Raw genomic sequence first — 17,596 nt, forward strand, 5'->3', positions numbered from 1 at the left:
TCATCGCCCCGACCGAATCTTCCGCCTCCCGATGCCGAACGACGCCTCCACCCCGCTGCTGACCGTAAGCGATGCCGCTTCGCGGCTCGGCGTCACGCCGCGCACGCTGAAGTACTACGAAGAGCGCGGGCTCGTCACGCCGTCGCGCAGCGAAGGCCGCTACCGCCTCTACGACGAAGCCGATCTCGAGCGCTTCGCGCGCATCCTGCGGCTGCGCGCGCTCGGCTTTTCGCTGCACGGCATCACCGAAATGCTGAAGCGCCCGCTGGAAGAAACGGGCGATGGCCGACGCCGTTACTCGGATGCGTCGCTACGCGACATCCGCACCGGCCTCGCCGAACAGATCGACACGCTCGACCGGCGGATCGCGGCTGTCCAGCGCGAATTGAAGGAAGCCGTCGCGCTGCGCAAGGAACTGCAGCACGACATCGACTACGTCGAGCGGCGCCTCGCCGGCGAAAGCCCCGATGCGCTGATCGAGCAGCGGCAGGCCGAAGCCGGGGCGCGGCGCACGCGCAAGGATCGCGAATGAACGCGGCGCCCGGCCGCCCGCCGCTGTGGAGCCGCGCGAACCTGCGCGCCGACCTGTTCCCGTGGGCGCTGGCGCTCGTCACCGGCATCGACTACTTCGACAATGCGGCCTTCTCGTTCTTCGCGAGCTACATCGCGGGCGGCATCAACGCGTCGCCCGACGAACTCGTATGGTCGTCGAGCGCGTACGCGATCACGGCCGTGCTCGGTATCCTGCAGCAGCAATGGTGGGTCGACCGGCTCGGACACCGCCGCTACGTCGCCGGCTGCATGCTGATGTTCTCGTTCGGCGCGATCGCGGCCGCACTCGCCGATACGTCGCTGGAACTCGCGTTCGCGCGCGGCTTCCAGGGGTATTTCATCGGTCCGATGATGGGCGCGTGCCGGATCCTGATCCAGGTCAGTTTCAAGCCGCAGGAACGACCGCCCGCGACGCGGGCATTCCTGATCATGATCCTGCTCGGCAGCGCGCTCGCGCCCATCGTCGGCGGGCTGCTCGTCGCGCATTCGACGTGGCGCGCGCTGTTCGCGTGGACGGCGCCGGCCGGCATCGCGTTCGCGATCCTCGCGCTGCTCACGCTGCCCGATTCGGGCAGGACCCCCGACGACGAACGCGGGTCCGGACACTTCTGGCCGTATGTCGTGTTCGCGCTCGCGCAAGGTGCGCTGCAGATCGTGCTGCAACAGGTGCATTACCAGCTCTACAGCGGCTCGCCGATGCTGATCCTGCTGACGATCGCGGGGATCGGCGCACTCGCGTGGTTCGCGTATCACCAGTGGAATCACCCAACGCCGCTCGTGCGGCTGCATGCGTTCCGCGAGCGGACGTTCCAGGTCGGGCTGCTGCTCTACATGTTCTATTACTACGAGACCACGGGTTTCAGTTACCTGACATCGCGGTTGCTCGAAGGCGGGCTCGGCTATCCGGTCGAGAACGCCGGGCGCCTGGTGGGCACGATGTCGCTGATTTCGGCCACCGCGCTGTTCGCCTACCTGCGCTACGCGAAATTCGTCGCGCACAAGAAATGGTTCGTCGTGCCGGGGTTCGCGATCGCCGTCACGGCCGCACTGTGGATGACGCGGATGACGCCGCAGGTCGGCGAAGCCGCGCTGATCGTCCCGCTGCTGCTGCGCGGGCTGTTGCTGCTCTTCATCGTGCTGCCGGTGGCCAACCTGACGTTCCGGATCTTCGCGATCGACGAATACACGCACGGCTACCGGCTGAAGAACATCGTGCGGCAACTGACGATCTCGTTCGCGACGTCGTCGGTGATCATCGTCGAGCAGCACCGGCTGGCCTTGCACCAGACGCGGCTCGTCGAGCGCGCGAACGTATTCGACCCGCTGTTCCAGCAGACCGTCGACGCCCTCACGCGCAGCTATGCGGCGGCCGGCCACGCGCTGAACGAGGCACACGGCCTCGCGATCGCCGCCATCGCGCGAATGGTCGCGCAACAGGCGTCGTTCCTGGCGTCGCTCGACGGTTTTTACTTCCTCGCGGGCGTTGCGCTCGTCGGCGGCCTCTTCGCAGCATGGCAAAAAGAGATCGATTGAGTTAAAAGACAAGCTTTGGATTTCCGTCCACAGCCCCCATGCTCTCGAAACTGACCCGCTGGTTCGACGACCGCCGCCGCGACCGCGCGCTGCGCAGCCACCCGATCTCCGACGCGCTGTGGCAGGAAACCGTCGAGCGCCTGCCGTTCCTCGCGACGCTGTCGCCCGACGCGCTCGGCCGGCTGCGCGAACTGACGAGCCTGTTCGTCGCGAAGAAATCGTTTTCGACCGCGCACGGGCTCGAACTGACCGACGCGATGATCGTCGCGATCGCCGCGCAGGCCTGCCTGCCCATATTGAATCTCGATCTGTCGCTGTACGACGGCTGGGTCGGCGTCGTCGTGTATCCGGGCGAATTCCTGATCCGCAAGACCGTGCAGGACGAGGACGGCGTCGTCCACGAAGTCGAGCAGGATGCGAGCGGCGAGGCATGGGAAGGCGGCCCGGTGATCCTGTCGTGGGAAGACGCGCAGATGACGGACGGCCACGACGCGTACAACGTCGTGATCCACGAGTTCGCGCACAAGATCGACATGGTCAACGGCGCGGCCGACGGCTATCCGCCCCTTTTTCGCCGCTGGCATGCGCCGCACCTCGACGCGCAGGCGTGGGCCGACGTGTTCGAGCACGCGTACGACCAGTTCTGCGCGCGCGTCGATGCAGTGCCGGACCGCGCGTGGGCGCGCTTCGAGCGGGAGTCGCTGATCGATCCGTATGCGGCCGACCACCCGTCGGAATTCTTCGCGGTGTGCAGCGAAGCGCTGTTCGTGCGGCCGCGTGCATTCGAGTCCGAATTTCCGGAGCTGTACCGGCTGCTCGCGCGCTACTACCGGCAGGATCCGGCCGGCACCGGCGCGCTCGACGCACCGTGAAAATTATTCGTCAACCATCTGATTTTCTGGCATAATCGCCGTTTTTCGACCTTAGGCAAGTGGCTCGCGCCGGGCTTGGCGTCGGCTGGCAAGCGCAATTTGCGCAGTCCGGCACGGCAAGCGGCGGGTTGGCTACCGCTCTCACCAAGGAAAGACCATGAAAGAAGGCATCCACCCGAATTACCGCGAAGTCGTCTTCCAAGACATGTCGAACGGCTTCAAGTTCATCACGCGCTCGACGATCCAGACGCGTGAAAACATCGAACTCGACGGCAAGACCTACCCGCTCGCCAAGATCGAAGTGTCGTCGGAATCGCACTCGTTCTACACGGGTCAGCAAAAGATCATGGACACGGCAGGCCGTGTCGAGAAGTTCAAGAACAAGTTCGGCGTACGCGCCAGCGGCAAGGCGAAGTAAGCTTCGCACCGCATCCGGTGGTTGCAACGCACCGGTATCGCACAAAAGGGCAGCCCAGGCTGCCCTTTTTTGTCTCTGCTCGCCCGGAAACCGCCCGCCGGTGCCCCGGGCATCGACCTGACGCGCAACAGCCGGCGCGTCTACAATGCCGGATGCTAGAAACCGGCTCGACCGCGCGCGACCGCGCCGGCCGCCCATAACAAAACGCTCATCTGCATGAAGCCTGTCGTCCGTCTCACCGCCTCCGCCACGCGTGCGCTGCCGCGCTGGCTGCTGCTCACGCTCTGCCTCGTCTACGCAGCGTTCGGCCTGTTCGGCCGCGACCCGTGGAAGAACGAGGACGCGGCGGGCTTCGGCGTGATGTGGACGATGGCCAAGGGCGGCTGGCACGACTGGCTGCTGCCGAACCTGGTCGGCAAGTTCATCACGACCGACGGACCGCTCGGCTACTGGCTCGGCGCGCTGTCGATCCGCGGCCTCGGCCCGTGGGTCGATGCGAGCAACGCGTCGCGCGTCGATACGGGCGTACTGTTCTGCGTCGCGTGCGCGTTCGTCTGGTACGCGGCCTACCTGCTCGGCCGACGCGCCGAGGTCCAGCCGTTCAAATACGCATTCGGCGGCGAGCCGGAGCCGCGCGACTACGGCCGCACGCTCGCCGACGGCGCGCTGCTGGTCCTGGTCGCATGCTTCGGCCTCGCGGAGCGCGGGCACGAGACGACGCCGCAGCTCGCGCAGTTTGCGTGGATCGCGATGCTCGTCTACGGAATCGTGCGCGGCATCGACAAGCCGATGCAGGGCGCGCTGTGGTGGGGCCTCGCGATCGGCCTCGTCGCGCTGTCCGGCAACCCCGTGCTGGTTGTCGCGCTGCTCGCCGGCACAGCCGTGCTGTGGCTCGTCACGCCCGAGATGCGCAACCTGCGCCTGCCGCTGGTCGGCGTGCCGCTCGCGGCCGCGATCTTCGCGTTGTGGCCGCTTGCCGCGTTCGTCGCGGCGCCCGACGACGCCGCATGGTTCTTCAACCAGTGGATCCACGGCAGCCTGATGCGCTTTTCGGGCCCGCCGACCGCCGTGCTCGGCTATGCGGCGAAGAACCTGCCGCTGTTCACATGGCCCGCGTGGCCGCTCGCGATCTGGGCGTGGTGGAGCTGGGCCGGCATGCGCCGCCGCGCGCACATCGCGATTCCGCTGTCGGTCGCCGTGCCGCTCGTCGCGCTCGTGATCCTGCAGAGCCAGCAGTCGAACCGCATGTACATGCTGCTGCTGCCGCCGCTGGCGGTACTCGCGACGTTCGCGCTGCCGACCCTCAAGCGCGGCGCGATCAACGCGATCGACTGGTTCGCGGTGCTGAGCTTCACGATCCTCGGCACCTTCGTGTGGCTGGTGTGGCTCGCGTCGCTCACGGGCTTCCCGCATCCGCTCGCGCGCAACCTCGCGCGTCTCGTGCCCGGCTACGAGCCGCATTTCAAGATCCTGTCGTTCATCTGCGCGGTGATCGTCACGGTGTGCTGGTGCATGCTCGCGCGCTGGCGCATCTCGCGGCAACCGAAGGTGCTGTGGCGCAGCGTCGTGCTGTCGAGCGCGGGCACCACGCTGATGTGGGTGCTGCTGATGACGCTGTGGCTGCCGATCGTCAACTACGGCCGGACCTATCGCGATGTCGCGCAGCAGATCGCCGTGCACCTGCCGTCCGACTATGAATGCATCTCGCCCGTGCGGCTCGGCGACGCGCAGATCGCGACCTTCGCGTATTTCGGCAACATGCACTTCGACTTCTCCGGCGACTGCGACGTGATCCTGCGTCAGGACCGCTCGGACTTCGGCGAGCCGAGCTCGATGTCGCAATACGTGTGGCGTCTCGTGTGGGAAGGTCGCCGCGTCGCCGACCGCGATGAACGCTTCCGCCTGTACGAGCGCATCGAACGGCCGAAGGCGCCCGTCAAGCGGCGTCCGCCGCGCCGCCAGGCGGCCGATTGACGATGTTCGGCGACATCCGGCGAATCGTCGGTCTCGCGTGGCCGGTGCTCGTCGGTCAGCTCGCGATCATCGCGTTCGGCGTGATCGATACCGCGATGGTCGGCCGTTACTCGGCCGTCGATCTGGCCGCGCTCGGGCTCGGCTCGTCGATCTATGTATCGATCTATATCGGCCTGACCGGCATCCTGTCCGCGCTGCAGCCGATCACCGGGCAACTGTACGGCGCGCGGCGCTATGCCGAGATCGGCGAGGAAGTGCGCCAGGCGCTGTGGCTCGCGCTGCTGCTCGCGGTGCCCGGCTTCCTGCTGCTGCATTTTCCCGAGCCGCTGCTGCGCGTCGCGCACGCGCCCGCCGCGCTGCACGAGCGCACCGTTGACTACCTGCGCATCCTGTCGTACGGGCTGCCCGCCAGTCTCGTCTTCCGCATCTACAACGCGCTGACCAACGCGGCCGGCAAGCCGAGGCTCGCGATGATCCTGCAGATCGGCGCGCTGCTGCTCAAGTTTCCGCTCAACGTGTGGTTCATCTTCGGCGGGTTCGGCGTGCCGGCCCTCGGCGGCCCGGGCTGCGGGCTCGCGAGCACGCTGATCAACTGGGCGCTCGCGCTGATCGGCTACACGCTGCTCGCGAAGCTCGACGTGTTCGCACCGCTCGCGATCTTCTCGCGCTTTTGCTGGCCCGTCTGGGAACGCCAGAAGGCGATCCTGAAACTCGGCGTGCCGATGGGCCTGTCGTACCTGATCGAGGTCACGTCGTACACGTGCATGGCGCTGTTCATCGCGCAGTTCGGCACGACGACGCTCGCCGGCCACCAGATCGCCGGCAACATCGGCGCGGTGCTGTACATGACGCCGCTGTCGATCGGCGTGGCGGCCTCGACGCTGGTCGCGCGCGCGCTCGGCGCCGGGCGTCCCGAAGAAGCCAGGCTGCTCGGCCGGCACAGCGTGATGTTCGCGTGCGGGATTGCCGCCACATACGGCGTGCTCGTGCTCTCGCTGCGCTCGCTGATCATCAGCGGCTATACGCCGAACCCGGCCGTCGCCGCGGCCGCGATGCCGCTCGTCGCGATCGTCGCGTGCTATCACTGCTTCGATGCGCTGCAGGTCACGTCGGCGTTCGTGCTGCGCGCGTACAAGGTGGCGATCGTGCCGACCGTGATCTATGCGGTCGCGCTGTGGGGCGTCGGACTCAGCGGCGGCTACGTGCTCGGCTTCGACGTGGGCGGCATCGCCCCCGCATGGCTGACGGGCGCGCGCGGCTTCTGGTTCGCGAACACGGTCAGCCTGATGCTCGCGGGCGCCGGGCTCGTGCTGTACCTGCGCCACGTCGGTCGTGCGCACGCCTCCGCCGCCGCCTGACGCGCTGCCCGCTACGCATCCGCCAGCACGTCGGCCGCGTGGTACGACGACCGCACGAGCGGGCCTGCAACGACTTCCCTGAAACCGAGCGCCAGCGCCTCGTCGCGCCACGCGGCGAATGCGTCCGGGCTCACGTAGCGCCGCACCGGCAGATGGTGCGCGGACGGCGCGAGATACTGGCCGAGCGTGAGCACGTCGACGTCGTGCGCACGCAAGTCGCGCAGCGTGTCGCGCACTTCGTCGTCGCGCTCGCCGAGCCCGAGCATCAGCCCCGATTTCGTCACCAGCGCCGGCCGCATGGCCTTCGCCTGCGCGAGCAGTTCGAGCGAGCCGCGATAGTCGGCGCCCGGCCGCGCCGCCCGATACAGCGACGGCACCGTCTCGATGTTGTGGTTGAACACGTCCGGCCACGCTGACGACAGCGCATCGAGCGCGCGCGCAATGCGGCCGCGGAAGTCCGGCGTCAGCACCTCGACACCGATGCCCGGCACGCTCGCGCGCACCGCCGCGATGCACGCGGCAAAATGCGCGGCGCCGCCGTCGCGCAGGTCGTCACGGTCGACCGACGTGATCACGACGTAGCGCAACCCGAGCGCCGCGGCCGCGCCGGCGAGCCGTGCGGGCTCGTCCGGATCGAGCGGCTCGGGACGGCCATGCGCGACGTCGCAGAACGGGCAGCGCCGCGTGCACAGCCCGCCCATGATCATGAAGGTCGCGGTGCGCTGCGCGAAGCATTCGCCGATGTTCGGGCACATCGCCTCCTCGCAGACGGAATGCAGCCGATGATCGCGCAGCACGGCCGCCATGTCGGCAACCGCCGCGCTCATCATCGGCCGCGCGTGCAGCCACGGCGGCTTCGGCAACGCCGCGCCGGCCGCGGGCTCGACGCGCACCGGAATGCGCGCGAGCTTGTCGCGGCTTCTCGCGCCCGGCTGGCCGAGCGCCGTGAGGCTGGGTCGTTCGAGCGCGGCGGCCATCGTCAGTCTCCGAGAAACGCGACGATCAGGCCGTTCACGTCGGCGGCCGCCTCCATCTGCACCATGTGCCCGCTGCCGGCGATCACCTCCGCACGCACGCCGTCCGGCAAGCCCTGCGCGTGCTGCGCGGGAATCACCTGGTCGTGCTCGCCCCAGATCACGAGCGTGCGCGGCGCGAGCGATGCGAGCCGATCGCGGAACACGCGCCGCTGCGCCGCGCCGTCGAACGCGGCGTTCGCGATCTTCTCCAGCGCGGCCTGCACGCCTTCGAGCCGCTTGTACTTCACCAGATCCTCGACGAGCTGCCGCGTCACGAGCGCGTTGTCCGCGAACAGCGCGCCGAGGTGCGGCTTCAGCGTATTGCGGCTGTTGCCGGCGACGAAACCGTCGATATAGGCGCGGTTGATGTCGGCGCCGAGCCCCGCGCTCGCAATCAGCGTCAGCGACGCGACGCGTTGCGGCGCGCGCTCGGCCGCCGCCATCGCGACCGCGCCGCCCATCGAATGGCCGATCAGGTGCGCGCGGTCGATGTGCTGCGCATCGAGCAGCGCGAGCACCGCGTCGGCCAGTTCGTCGAGGCTGCCCGTGTCGACCGCCTTGCCCGATTCGCCGTGACCGGGCAGGTCGAGCGCCCACACAGGGCGGTGCGCGGCGAGATCCGCGTGATTGAACAGCCAGTTGTTCAGGTCGCCGCCGAACCCGTGGATCAGCACGGCGGGCGTGCCCGTCCCGTCGCCGAGCTTCAGGAAGCGCATCGTGCGGCCGCCGATCTGCGCCTTCTCGGGCTGCGGGCCGGCGGCTTCGTCGGATGCCGCGCTCGGCACGAAATCGCGCTGGAAATCGGCGATCGCCGCATCGATGTCGGCATCGCTCGCCTCGGCCGCCGCGACGACACCGAGCAGCGCGCCGACCGGCAGCGTCTCGCCCTCCTGCGCGACCTGCCGGCGCAGCATGCCGTCGAACGCGCATTCGACGCCCGACGAAATCTTGTCGGTCTCGACATCGAGCACTTCGTCGCCCTTCGTCACGCGTTCGCCGATCGCCTTCAGCCAGCCGTTGACCTGCCCCTGCTCCATCGACAGCCCCCACTTGGGCATCGTGATCATGTGAATCGACATCGTGTCAGCTCCTCGTCTTCAGGACCGCCTGCGCAATCGCATCGGCGGACGGGATATACAGGTCTTCCAGCACGCTCGCGAACGGCGCGGGCGTATGCGGCGCGGTCACCAGCTCGATCGGCGCCTTCAGCGAGCGGAACGCGCGCTGCGCGACGAGCGCGGCGATGTCGGTCGCGATCGAGCAGCGCGGGTTCGCTTCGTCGACGACCACCACGCGCCCGGTGCGCTCCGCGCTGTCGAGGATCGTTTCCTCGTCGAGCGGCGACGTCGTGCGCAGGTCGATCACGTCGACCTGGATGCCGTCCTTCGCGAGCTTCGCGGCCGCATCCATCGCAAGATGCACCATCCGGCCGTACGTGACGATCGTCGCGTCGTCGCCGTCGCGCATGACGTTCGCCTCGCCGAACGGAATCGCATAGGACTCCTCCGGCACGTCGCCTTCGCGCGTATAGAGCAGCTTGTGTTCGAGGAAAATCACGGGATCGTTGTCGCGGATCGCCTGGATCAGCAGCCCCTTCGCGTCATACGGCGTCGACGGGCACACGACCTTCAGCCCGGGAATGTGCGTGAACAGCGACGTGAGCATCTGCGAGTGCTGCGCGGCCGCGCGCAGCCCGGCGCCGTACATCGCGCGAATCACGACCGGCGTCACGGCCTTGCCGCCGAACATGTAGCGGAATTTCGCAGCCTGGTTGAAGATCTGGTCGAAGCACACGCCCATGAAATCGATGAACATCAGCTCCGCGACGGGCCGCATCCCGCACGCGGCCGCGCCGACCGCCGCGCCGATGTAGCCGCCCTCGGACAGCGGCGTATCGAGCACGCGGCCCGGAAACTTGTGGAACAGCCCCTTCGTCACGCCGAGCACGCCGCCCCACGCGTCGTCCTCGCCCGGCGCGCCCGCGCCGCCTGCATTGTCCTCGCCCATCACGATCACGCTGTCGTCGCGCGCCATTTCCTGCGCGAGCGCCTCGTTGATCGCCTGCGAATAAGTGATTTTCCTTGCCATGTCTGTCTCCTGGAATGTTCGGTTCGCCGTGCCTGCTGCGGTGTCAGGCCGCGCTCACGGATACGACACGTAGACGTCGGTCAGCAGGTCCGCTGCATCGGGCACCGGCGCGGCCTTCGCCTGCGCGACCGCGTCGTCGATCAGCGCCTTCACCTGCGCATCGACCGCGCGCAGGTCGGCCGTCGTCAGCGCTTCGGCGCGCACGACACGCGTCTCGAAATGCTTCAGGCAGTCTTTTTCGTCACGCAGCTTCTGCACCTCGCCCGGCGCGCGGTAGGTTTGCGCATCGCCTTCGAAGTGGCCGAAATAACGTGTGAACTTCACCTCGACGAGCGTCGGGCCGCCGCCGTTGCGCGCGCGCTCGACGGCTTCGGCGAGTGCTTCATGCACCGCGAAGAAGTCGAAGCCGTCGACGATCACGCCCGGCATCCCGAACCCGTTCGCGCGATCGGCGATGTTGTCGGTCGCGACCGACCAGCTCGACGACGTCGCTTCCGCGTAGCCGTTGTTTTCGGCCACGAAGATCGCGGGCAGCCGCCACACCGACGCGAGGTTCATCGATTCGAAGATCACGCCCTGGTTCGACGCGCCGTCGCCGAAGAAGCACACGCCGACGCCCCCGGTCTTTTTGTGCTTCGCCGCGAGCGCCGCACCGCATACGAGCGGGCCGCCCGCGCCGACGATCCCGTTCGCGCCGAGCATCCCCATCGACAGGTCGGCGATGTGCATCGAGCCGCCCTTGCCGTGGCAGACGCCCGTCTTCTTGCCGTAGATCTCGGCCATCATCCCGTGCACGTCGACGCCCTTCGCGATGCAATGGCCGTGGCCGCGGTGCGTGGTCGCGACGTAGTCGTCGACGCCGAGGTGCAGTATCGTGCCGACCGCGGACGCCTCCTCGCCCGCGTACAGGTGAACGAAGCCGGGGATCTCGCCGGTCGCGAATTCGACGTGCAGGCGCTCCTCGAATTCGCGGATCGTGCGCATCAGCCGGTAGGCGTCCAGCAGCTTGTCCCTGCTGAGCTGTGTCGAAACGGTCATGTGTGTCTCCTGGGTAGGTCTGACTGCGAATGCCGCCACGGCCGCGCCGTGGCGACGGATTGCACGGCCCGCGGCCGTCAGTGGAACGTGAAGCCGCCGTCGACGTTCACGGCCTGGCCCGTCACGTTGTCCATCGTCGCGAAGAACAGCGCGAGCCGGCCCATGTCTTCCGGCGTCTGCGCGCGGCCCTGCGGGATCAGCGTCAGCTGGTGCCGCCGCCACGACTCCTCGACCGACTCGCCGTCGGTCTTCCATTCGTCGGACAGGCGGTCCCACATGTCGGTACGCACGATGCCCGGGCAGATCGCGTTGACGGTCACGCCGTCGCGCGCGACCTCCTTCGCGAGCGCGTTCGTGAAGCCGACGACCGCGAATTTCGATGCGCTGTAATGGGCGAGATTCGGAAAGCCCTCCTTGCCGGCGATCGACGCGACGTTGATGATCCGGCCGCGGCCCTGCGCCTTCAGATGCGCGAGCGCCGCACGGCAGCCGAGGAACGTGCCCTTCGCGTTCACGTCCATCACGAAATCCCAGTCGCGTTCGGTCAGCGCGTCGACCGGATGAATGCTGATCACGCCCGCGCAGTTCACGAGGATGTCGAGCCGGCCGAGTTCGTCGAGCGCCTGCGCGACCATCGCGTCGACCTGCGCGGCCTGCGTGACATCGACCTTCGCGACCGCCGCCCGGCGGCCGAGCGCGCGCACCTCGCGCGCGGTGGCGTCGAGCGCGTCGTCGAGCAGGTCGGCCAGCAGGAGGTCGGCGCCCGCGCCGGCGAGCGTCAGCGCAATGCCGCGGCCGATGCCGCGCGCGCCGCCCGTGACGATGGCGACCTGTCCTTCGAGAGGGGTTGTCATGCCGATGTCTCCTTGATGATCGTTATGGATGTCGAAATGTCGTTCGGGAAACCGGCGTCTCAGTCGCGCCACGCGCCGGCGTCGCGCAACAACTGCCGCGAAGACGCGTAGCGCAGCGTGCGGCCGACGTCGACCGTCAGCGGCCCGCACCAGTCGAGCGAAATCTCGTAGCGATCGCCGCGCGCAACCTCGATCTCGCGTTCGCCGTCGAACGCAAGCGTGCCGCGCTCGAACGGGATTGCCTGCCACACGCCCGGTTCGAGCCGCTCGCAACTGCGCATCACGACGCGGTCGACACGGCCCGGCGCGATCGGCGCGATGAGCGGCGTGCCGGCCGTCTTGCCTTCGGCTGCAAAGCGCATCGCCAGCCCGTGCGGCGCGCTGCGCTCGAGCGGCGCCCACGCGCCGCCCAGCGCGGACAGGCCGATACCGTCCGGTTCCGCGAACGTCAAATAGAGCGTGTCGATGTCGTCGGATCCCGAGATCGCGCGGGCGCCGATGAAGCGCTGTCGCGCGGCGCACACATCGACGAGCGCGATCTCCTCGCGCCCCGGCTGCGCGCCCGCCACGCAGCGCACGACCAGCCGCTTGTTGCGCGTGAACGCGACCTCGGCCGGCACGGCGCCGGTCGCGACGAGTCCTGCCGCGACGCCGGCGACGGTCGCTTCGCGATGTTCGGGAAACGCGTTGTTGGTGCCGGTGGACAGCGCGACGATCGGCGTCGCGCCGCAGTGCGCGGCGACGGCGCGATGGGTGCCGTCGCCCCCGAGCACGACGATCAGCGCGGCTTCCATCCGGTGCAGGTACGCGGCGCCGGCCTGCGTGTCGGCAACGGTATCGGTGATCGGCAGGTCGACGAATTCGACGGCAGGCCAGCGCTCGTGCGGCGCGACCGCACGATGCGTGTCGAGCGCGCGCAGCAGCAGCGTCGCGATGCCCGTCCGGTCGCGCAGCGTCAGCACGCGCTCGACGCCCATCGCACCGAGGCCGGCCAGCAGGCGCACGATCATGTTCGCCTTCTCCGCCGTCGGGAACACGGATGCATGCGTCGTAAGGCGGCGAATGTCGCGCCCCGATGCGGGGTTCGCGATCACACCGACGGTAACGGGCGTCGTCACGGGTTTGTCTCCATCCAGTTGGCCGGCACCGGCGCATTGGCGCTCGCTCCGGCCCTGCCTGTTTCGTCCGCTGCCATCGACGGGCCGCGGATCGTCGTCGCCGACGCGACTGCGCCGACTTGCCCGTGATCTCTGCAAGCGGCGTGCCATCGTGCGTGCGATGACCGTGAAACCCGCGCACAGGCTGGCGCAGCAGGCACGCCGGTGTTCCGGACTCGCTGCCGTGACGACGCGGCGCGCGGCGAATTCGCTCGCGCGTCTCACGCCATCGCCGCGACGACGCGGCCGTCGCGGCACCGGTACCAGCACGACGTCCCGCCCGCAAACCCTGCGGTATCGCGGCAGCGCGCATGCCAGCGCATGCCGGACCACGGCCGCGTAGCACACGTTCATGTGTCTCAACCGCGCGAGACGGATCGCGATACCGGTGAGACGAACGTCTCACGCGCGCCGCGTGCTGCGATGCAATGTGATCCGCCGCACCGGATGTGCTACAAGAGCATCGACACCCCGCCGTACGGAACCGGAGCCGACCATGCCCTACGCCGTCCCCCAGGCCCAGCACGCCGACCGCGTGCTCGGCGCGCTCGCCGGACGCCTGCCCGCGCCGGCCGATTCCGCGCGCCTCGTGTCGTCGTGGCAACGGTCGCTGGAGCGCTACAGTCTCGACCCCGCCTCGTCGATCGGCCCGCGCGTGCTGACCGCGGCCGAGTTGCGCGAAGTGCGCGACAAGGAGGAGGCCTTCCTGCGCGCGTCGGGCCAGTGCCTGACGCGGCTGCACGACATGATCCGCGTCGCCGACTACTGCGTGATGCTGACCGACGCACACGGCGTGACGATCGACTACCGGATCGACCGCGAGCGCCGCAACGACTTCCGTCATGCGGGGCTGCACATCGGCTCGTGCTGGTCCGAAAGCGAGGAAGGAACCTGCGGCGTCGCGAGCGTGCTGACCGATCTCGCGCCGATCACCGTGCACAAGACCGATCACTTTCGCGCGGCATTCACGACGCTCACCTGCAGCGCAGCGCCGATCTTCTCGCCGGGCGGCGAACTGATCGGCGTGCTCGACGCGTCGGCCGTCCATTCGCCCGACGGCCGCGACAGCCAGCGCCTCGTCTACCAGCTCGTGCGACGGAGTGCGGCGCTGATCGAGGACGGCTACTTCGTGCACAGCACCGCGCAGCACTGGATCTTGTTCGGGCATCCGAACCGTCACTACGTCGAAGCGCAACCCGAGTGGCTGATCGCTTTCGACGAATGCGGCAATATCGTCGCCGCGAACCGGCAGGCGCGAGACGCGCTGCCGGCGCTGCGCGAGCCGCGCCATATCGACGAGATCTTCGATGCGACCGAGATGCCGCTGCGCGATGCCGCGCGACTCGACACGATCGTCGCGCTGCGGCTGCGCGCGACGGGTGCCCCGCTCTATGCGCGGCTGCGTGCGCCGCTACGGCGCGCCGGCCGCGAGCCCGGCACGGCGTCGCGCCGCCCGGGCACCGCACAACGCCACGTCGGCGCGCTGACGCCGTTCCTGCACAGCAGCGACACGCACATCGCGCAACAGGCCGAGCTCGCGCTGCGTGTCGCAAGCAAGCGGCTGCCGATTCTCGTGCTCGGCGAAACCGGTGCGGGGAAGGAAGTGTTCGCACGCGCGATCCACGACGCCGGTGCGCGGCGTGCGCGGACGTTCGTCGCCGTCAACTGCGGCGCGCTGCCGGAAGCGCTGATCGAGAGCGAACTGTTCGGCTATGCGGCCGGCGCGTTCACCGGCGCGCGCAAGCACGGCGCACGCGGCAAGATCGCGCTCGCCGACGGCGGCACGCTGTTTCTCGACGAAATCGGCGACATGCCGCTCGCGCTGCAAACGCGCCTGTTGCGCGTGCTCGCCGACGGCGAGGTCGTGCCGCTCGGCAGCGACACGCCCGTGCGTGTCGATCTCGACGTGATCTGTGCGACGCACCGCGATCTCGCGCGGATGGTGGCCGACGGTACGTTCCGCGAGGACCTGTACTACCGGCTGAGCGGCGCGACGTTCGAACTGCCGCCGCTGCGCGCGCGCGCCGACGTGCGCGACGTGATTGCCGCCGTGTTCGCCGAGGAAGCGCAGGCGACCGGCCACGTGCTCACGCTCGACACGACGCTCGCCGAACAGCTCGCCGCGTACCCGTGGCCCGGCAACGTGCGGCAACTGCGCAACGTGCTGCGCTATGCGTGCGCGGTGTGCGACGCCGCGCGCGTGACGCGGCGCGACCTGCCGGCCGATATCGCCGCGCAGCTCGGCGCGGCCCCGGCCGGCGCGCTGCCCGACGACGAACGCGGCCGCATCGTCGCGGCGCTCACCGCGCACCGCTGGCGGCCCGACGCTGCCGCGCAGGCACTCGGCATTTCGCGTGCGACGCTGTACCGGCGCATCGCGAAACACCGGATCGTCGCGCCGCACCGCGCGTGACGCGCCGGCGCGACTGCCGTCATGCCGCCTGCTCGGCCGCTTCGCTCGCCTTCCCGGCCTCACCCGCCGCTTCGTCGCGCCGCGTGAACACCTCGTGCGCGGCGAACAGCGCGTTGAGCGCGGCCGGCATACCCGCGTAGACGGCCATCTGCATGAACACCTCGACGATCTCGTCGCGCGTGCAGCCGACGTTCAGCGCGGCCTCGATATGCACCTTCAGTTGCGGCTGCGCATTGCCGAGCGCGGCCAGCGCCGCGATCGTCGCGATCTCGCGCGCCCTCAGGTCGAGCTGCGGCCGGCTGTAGATGTCGCCGAAACCGAACTCGACCAGGAGCCGCCCGAAGTCCGGTGCAATCGGCGCGAGCGCCGCGATCACGCGTTCGCCGACTTCGCCGTCGATTTCCTTCAGTTTGTTCCAGCCGCGCGTGTAGCGATCTTCAGCGAGTTGTTCCATGGTGTCCGTCCTGTTCCGATAGAGAGTGAGAGGGGTTTGCCCGTCGTTCCGACTCGCGCTCCCGCGCCTCGTAATACGCGATCTTGTCGCCGATCGCGTCGAGGCTCGCCTGCAGCTCCGCGAGATGCGCACGCACCGCGTCGCGGTGCGCGACCAGCAACCTGCGCCGCGCACCGAACGTCAGCTCGCCTTGCGCGCGCAGCGCCGCGAATTCCTGCATCTGCGCGATCGGCATGCCGGTCGCCTTCAGGCGCATCACGAAGGCCAGCCAGTCAAGGTCGGCCGGCGCATAGAGCCGGTGCCCGGCCGCCGTGCGCGAAATCGCGCGCAGCAGGCCGGCCTGCTCGTAATACCGCAACGTATGCGTCGACACGCCCGTCGTTTCGGCGACTTGCCCGATCGTCAGCGGACCGGCGGCGGAAGATTTGGATAGGGTTTTCGACATGGCAGGAACAAGGTTAGGAGTTAGAGTTCACTCTAAGTCAAGCCCTGTCGAACAGCCAGCCTCATGAAAACCGGCAACACCGTAAAGAATGGTCAAAATCGGTGCCCGGCGCGGGTTTCGGCCTTTACAGCACTGCAAGCCTTCAGCAAGATTCGGTCAGCCTGTCTTAAAAAGGGCACGCATTTGTCCTATGCTTAACGGCGACGCCCGGCCAGGTCTCGCCCCGTCGTCCGTTGCAACAGCCATTCATCCGTCAGAACCAGGGAGCCTTTGCCATGCTGAAAAAGCTGCTGATGCTGTTCGTCGCGCTATCGCTGTCGCTCGCCGCCGGCCTTGCCGCGGCCGTCGAAGTCAACACGGCTGACCAGGCCGCGCTCGAATCCGTGAAGGGTCTCGGGCCCGTGAAGTCGAAGGCGATCATCGACGAACGCACCAAGAACGGCCCGTTCAAGGACGCGGACGATCTCGCGAACCGCGTGAAGGGCCTCGGCACGAAGTCGGTCGGGCATCTCGAGGAAAACGGCCTGACGGTCGGCGGCTCGTCGACGCCGCCGAAGGGCGTGAAGCTGTCGAAGCCGGCCGCGACGGCACCGGCCACCACGCCGGCGACGACGTCGGCAGGCACCGCGGCGACGTCCGCGACCGCGACGGCCGGCACGACGGCTACGGCGCCGGCGGCAAGCGCGCCGGAAGCGGCAACCAAGCCGGCGAAGAGCAAGCGCGCATCGAAGAAGGAAAAGGCCGCAGCGGCAGCGGCGGCATCCGCCGACGCGGGTGCGAGCGCACCGGCCGCAGCGTCGTCCGCGAAGGCGACGAAGGGTTCGAAGAAGAAGAGCAAGAAGGACAAGGCAGCCTCCGCCGCCGCGGCGTCGGGCGCCTGATGTGCGCCGCGCGCGCGACGGCGTGCGCGCGGTATTCGTTCAACGGGCGCCGTCGTCACGGCGCCCTTCTCAGTGAAGGTGAAGAACCATGGGTCTCCTCGACATCGTCGGTGGTCTGATCGGCGGCCAGGCCGGCGGCAACTCGCAAAGCGCGCTGATCACGACCGCGCTCGAATTCATCAACAACCAGCCGGGCGGCCTGAACGGCCTGATCGAGAAGTTCAAGGCAGGCGGTGCCGGCGACATCATCGGCTCGTGGGTCGGCAACGGCGAAAACCAGCCGATCTCGGCCGACGCACTGCAGAACGTGCTCGGCTCGGACGTCGTCGGCTCGCTCGCGAGCAAGGTCGGCATCGATCCGTCGCAGGCCTCGTCGATCCTCGCGCAAGTGCTGCCGCACGTCGTCAACGGCGCGACGCCGAACGGCGAAGTGCCGGCCGGCGGCCAGGTCGACACGTCGAACGTGCTCGGCACGCTCACGCAACTCGCCGGCATGTTCGGCGGCAACAAGCAGGCTTAAGCCCGTCGCCGCTGCGCGGCCGC

The 17,596-nt window shown here is 68.6% G+C and carries 17 protein-coding genes; 9 read left to right on the forward strand and 8 right to left on the reverse strand.

Features of this window, described 5'->3' with window-relative positions:
- Positions 1-31: 31 nt before the first annotated feature.
- The 6 genes from BFF94_RS31765 (at position 32) to BFF94_RS31790 (ending at position 6,707) form a co-directional block, all read left to right on the forward strand.
- Positions 32-532, forward strand: coding sequence for a MerR family transcriptional regulator (locus tag BFF94_RS31765; protein ID WP_128842178.1), 501 nt, complete (start codon positions 32-34; stop codon positions 530-532).
- Positions 529-2,085 carry an MFS transporter gene (locus BFF94_RS31770; protein WP_219140233.1) on the forward strand — a complete coding sequence of 519 codons (1,557 nt, stop codon included), beginning with the start codon at positions 529-531 and terminating at the stop codon, positions 2,083-2,085. Before BFF94_RS31765 ends, BFF94_RS31770 begins: the two co-directional genes overlap by 4 nt.
- A gap of 38 nt (positions 2,086-2,123) precedes the next feature.
- Positions 2,124-2,957 carry a M90 family metallopeptidase gene (locus BFF94_RS31775; protein WP_128842179.1) on the forward strand — a complete coding sequence of 278 codons (834 nt, stop codon included), beginning with the start codon at positions 2,124-2,126 and terminating at the stop codon, positions 2,955-2,957.
- A gap of 157 nt (positions 2,958-3,114) precedes the next feature.
- Positions 3,115-3,375, forward strand: a complete 261-nt coding sequence (locus BFF94_RS31780) for a type B 50S ribosomal protein L31 (RefSeq protein WP_006753671.1) — start codon at positions 3,115-3,117, stop codon at positions 3,373-3,375.
- Positions 3,376-3,591: 216 nt separating this feature from the next.
- Positions 3,592-5,349, forward strand: a complete 1,758-nt coding sequence (locus BFF94_RS31785; RefSeq protein ID WP_128842180.1) for an ArnT family glycosyltransferase — start codon at positions 3,592-3,594, stop codon at positions 5,347-5,349.
- Positions 5,350-5,351: 2 nt separating this feature from the next.
- Positions 5,352-6,707, forward strand: a complete 1,356-nt coding sequence (locus tag BFF94_RS31790) for an MATE family efflux transporter (RefSeq protein WP_219140234.1) — start codon at positions 5,352-5,354, stop codon at positions 6,705-6,707.
- A gap of 11 nt (positions 6,708-6,718) precedes the next feature.
- On the opposite strand, the gene lipA is transcribed toward BFF94_RS31790, so the two are convergent.
- The 6 genes from lipA to BFF94_RS31820 form a co-directional block, all read right to left on the reverse strand.
- The gene (gene lipA, locus BFF94_RS31795; protein WP_219140235.1) at positions 6,719-7,684 is read right to left on the reverse strand and encodes a lipoyl synthase; all 966 of its coding nucleotides are present in this window, start codon (positions 7,682-7,684) and stop codon (positions 6,719-6,721) included.
- A gap of 2 nt (positions 7,685-7,686) precedes the next feature.
- Positions 7,687-8,802: an acetoin dehydrogenase dihydrolipoyllysine-residue acetyltransferase subunit gene (locus BFF94_RS31800; protein ID WP_219140236.1), complete on the reverse strand. Its 1,116-nt coding sequence runs from the start codon at positions 8,800-8,802 to the stop codon at positions 7,687-7,689.
- 4 nt (positions 8,803-8,806) lie between these two features.
- Positions 8,807-9,811, reverse strand: coding sequence for an alpha-ketoacid dehydrogenase subunit beta (locus tag BFF94_RS31805; RefSeq protein WP_128842181.1), 1,005 nt, complete (start codon positions 9,809-9,811; stop codon positions 8,807-8,809).
- A gap of 54 nt (positions 9,812-9,865) precedes the next feature.
- Complete coding sequence (locus BFF94_RS31810) at positions 9,866-10,849, reverse strand: thiamine pyrophosphate-dependent dehydrogenase E1 component subunit alpha (protein WP_128842182.1); 984 nt, start codon at positions 10,847-10,849, stop codon at positions 9,866-9,868.
- Positions 10,850-10,926: 77 nt separating this feature from the next.
- Complete coding sequence (locus BFF94_RS31815; protein WP_219140237.1) at positions 10,927-11,703, reverse strand: SDR family NAD(P)-dependent oxidoreductase; 777 nt, start codon at positions 11,701-11,703, stop codon at positions 10,927-10,929.
- A 59-nt stretch (positions 11,704-11,762) separates the two neighbouring features.
- Positions 11,763-12,821, reverse strand: coding sequence for an ATP-NAD kinase family protein (locus tag BFF94_RS31820; protein WP_128848499.1), 1,059 nt, complete (start codon positions 12,819-12,821; stop codon positions 11,763-11,765).
- A gap of 535 nt (positions 12,822-13,356) precedes the next feature.
- On the opposite strand from BFF94_RS31820, the gene BFF94_RS31825 reads away from it, so the two are divergent.
- Positions 13,357-15,273, forward strand: a complete 1,917-nt coding sequence (locus tag BFF94_RS31825; RefSeq protein ID WP_219140238.1) for a sigma-54-dependent Fis family transcriptional regulator — start codon at positions 13,357-13,359, stop codon at positions 15,271-15,273.
- A gap of 19 nt (positions 15,274-15,292) precedes the next feature.
- On the opposite strand, the gene BFF94_RS31830 is transcribed toward BFF94_RS31825, so the two are convergent.
- Positions 15,293-15,727: a carboxymuconolactone decarboxylase family protein gene (locus tag BFF94_RS31830; protein WP_219140239.1), complete on the reverse strand. Its 435-nt coding sequence runs from the start codon at positions 15,725-15,727 to the stop codon at positions 15,293-15,295.
- Positions 15,711-16,172, reverse strand: coding sequence for a MerR family transcriptional regulator (locus tag BFF94_RS31835; protein ID WP_128849323.1), 462 nt, complete (start codon positions 16,170-16,172; stop codon positions 15,711-15,713). Before BFF94_RS31835 ends, BFF94_RS31830 begins: the two co-directional genes overlap by 17 nt.
- 275 nt (positions 16,173-16,447) lie before the next feature.
- Between BFF94_RS31835 and BFF94_RS31840 the strand changes: the two genes are divergently transcribed.
- Together BFF94_RS31840 and BFF94_RS31845 are read left to right on the forward strand one after the other, a co-directional pair.
- Positions 16,448-17,053 carry a ComEA family DNA-binding protein gene (locus tag BFF94_RS31840; protein WP_219140240.1) on the forward strand — a complete coding sequence of 202 codons (606 nt, stop codon included), beginning with the start codon at positions 16,448-16,450 and terminating at the stop codon, positions 17,051-17,053.
- Between the two features lie 88 nt (positions 17,054-17,141).
- Positions 17,142-17,573 carry a YidB family protein gene (locus BFF94_RS31845; protein ID WP_128842585.1) on the forward strand — a complete coding sequence of 144 codons (432 nt, stop codon included), beginning with the start codon at positions 17,142-17,144 and terminating at the stop codon, positions 17,571-17,573.
- Positions 17,574-17,596: the final 23 nt, after the last annotated feature.

Origin of the sequence: Burkholderia catarinensis (genome assembly GCF_001883705.2) — a bacterium.
Classification (GTDB): domain Bacteria; phylum Pseudomonadota; class Gammaproteobacteria; order Burkholderiales; family Burkholderiaceae; genus Burkholderia; species Burkholderia catarinensis.

Bases quoted from the DNA above. Each gene is read 5' to 3' on its own strand.
- BFF94_RS31765 (WP_128842178.1), top strand. From the start codon at position 32: ATGCCGAACGACGCCTCCACCCCGCTGCTGACCGTAAGCGATGCCGCT.
- BFF94_RS31770 (WP_219140233.1), top strand. From the start codon at position 529: ATGAACGCGGCGCCCGGCCGCCCGCCGCTGTGGAGCCGCGCGAACCTG.
- BFF94_RS31775 (WP_128842179.1), top strand. From the start codon at position 2,124: ATGCTCTCGAAACTGACCCGCTGGTTCGACGACCGCCGCCGCGACCGC.
- BFF94_RS31780 (WP_006753671.1), top strand. From the start codon at position 3,115: ATGAAAGAAGGCATCCACCCGAATTACCGCGAAGTCGTCTTCCAAGAC.
- BFF94_RS31785 (WP_128842180.1), top strand. From the start codon at position 3,592: ATGAAGCCTGTCGTCCGTCTCACCGCCTCCGCCACGCGTGCGCTGCCG.
- BFF94_RS31790 (WP_219140234.1), top strand. From the start codon at position 5,352: ATGTTCGGCGACATCCGGCGAATCGTCGGTCTCGCGTGGCCGGTGCTC.
- lipA (WP_219140235.1), bottom strand. From the start codon at position 7,684: ATGGCCGCCGCGCTCGAACGACCCAGCCTCACGGCGCTCGGCCAGCCG.
- BFF94_RS31800 (WP_219140236.1), bottom strand. From the start codon at position 8,802: ATGTCGATTCACATGATCACGATGCCCAAGTGGGGGCTGTCGATGGAG.
- BFF94_RS31805 (WP_128842181.1), bottom strand. From the start codon at position 9,811: ATGGCAAGGAAAATCACTTATTCGCAGGCGATCAACGAGGCGCTCGCG.
- BFF94_RS31810 (WP_128842182.1), bottom strand. From the start codon at position 10,849: ATGACCGTTTCGACACAGCTCAGCAGGGACAAGCTGCTGGACGCCTAC.
- BFF94_RS31815 (WP_219140237.1), bottom strand. From the start codon at position 11,703: ATGACAACCCCTCTCGAAGGACAGGTCGCCATCGTCACGGGCGGCGCG.
- BFF94_RS31825 (WP_219140238.1), top strand. From the start codon at position 13,357: ATGCCCTACGCCGTCCCCCAGGCCCAGCACGCCGACCGCGTGCTCGGC.
- BFF94_RS31830 (WP_219140239.1), bottom strand. From the start codon at position 15,727: ATGGAACAACTCGCTGAAGATCGCTACACGCGCGGCTGGAACAAACTG.
- BFF94_RS31835 (WP_128849323.1), bottom strand. From the start codon at position 16,172: ATGTCGAAAACCCTATCCAAATCTTCCGCCGCCGGTCCGCTGACGATC.
- BFF94_RS31840 (WP_219140240.1), top strand. From the start codon at position 16,448: ATGCTGAAAAAGCTGCTGATGCTGTTCGTCGCGCTATCGCTGTCGCTC.
- BFF94_RS31845 (WP_128842585.1), top strand. From the start codon at position 17,142: ATGGGTCTCCTCGACATCGTCGGTGGTCTGATCGGCGGCCAGGCCGGC.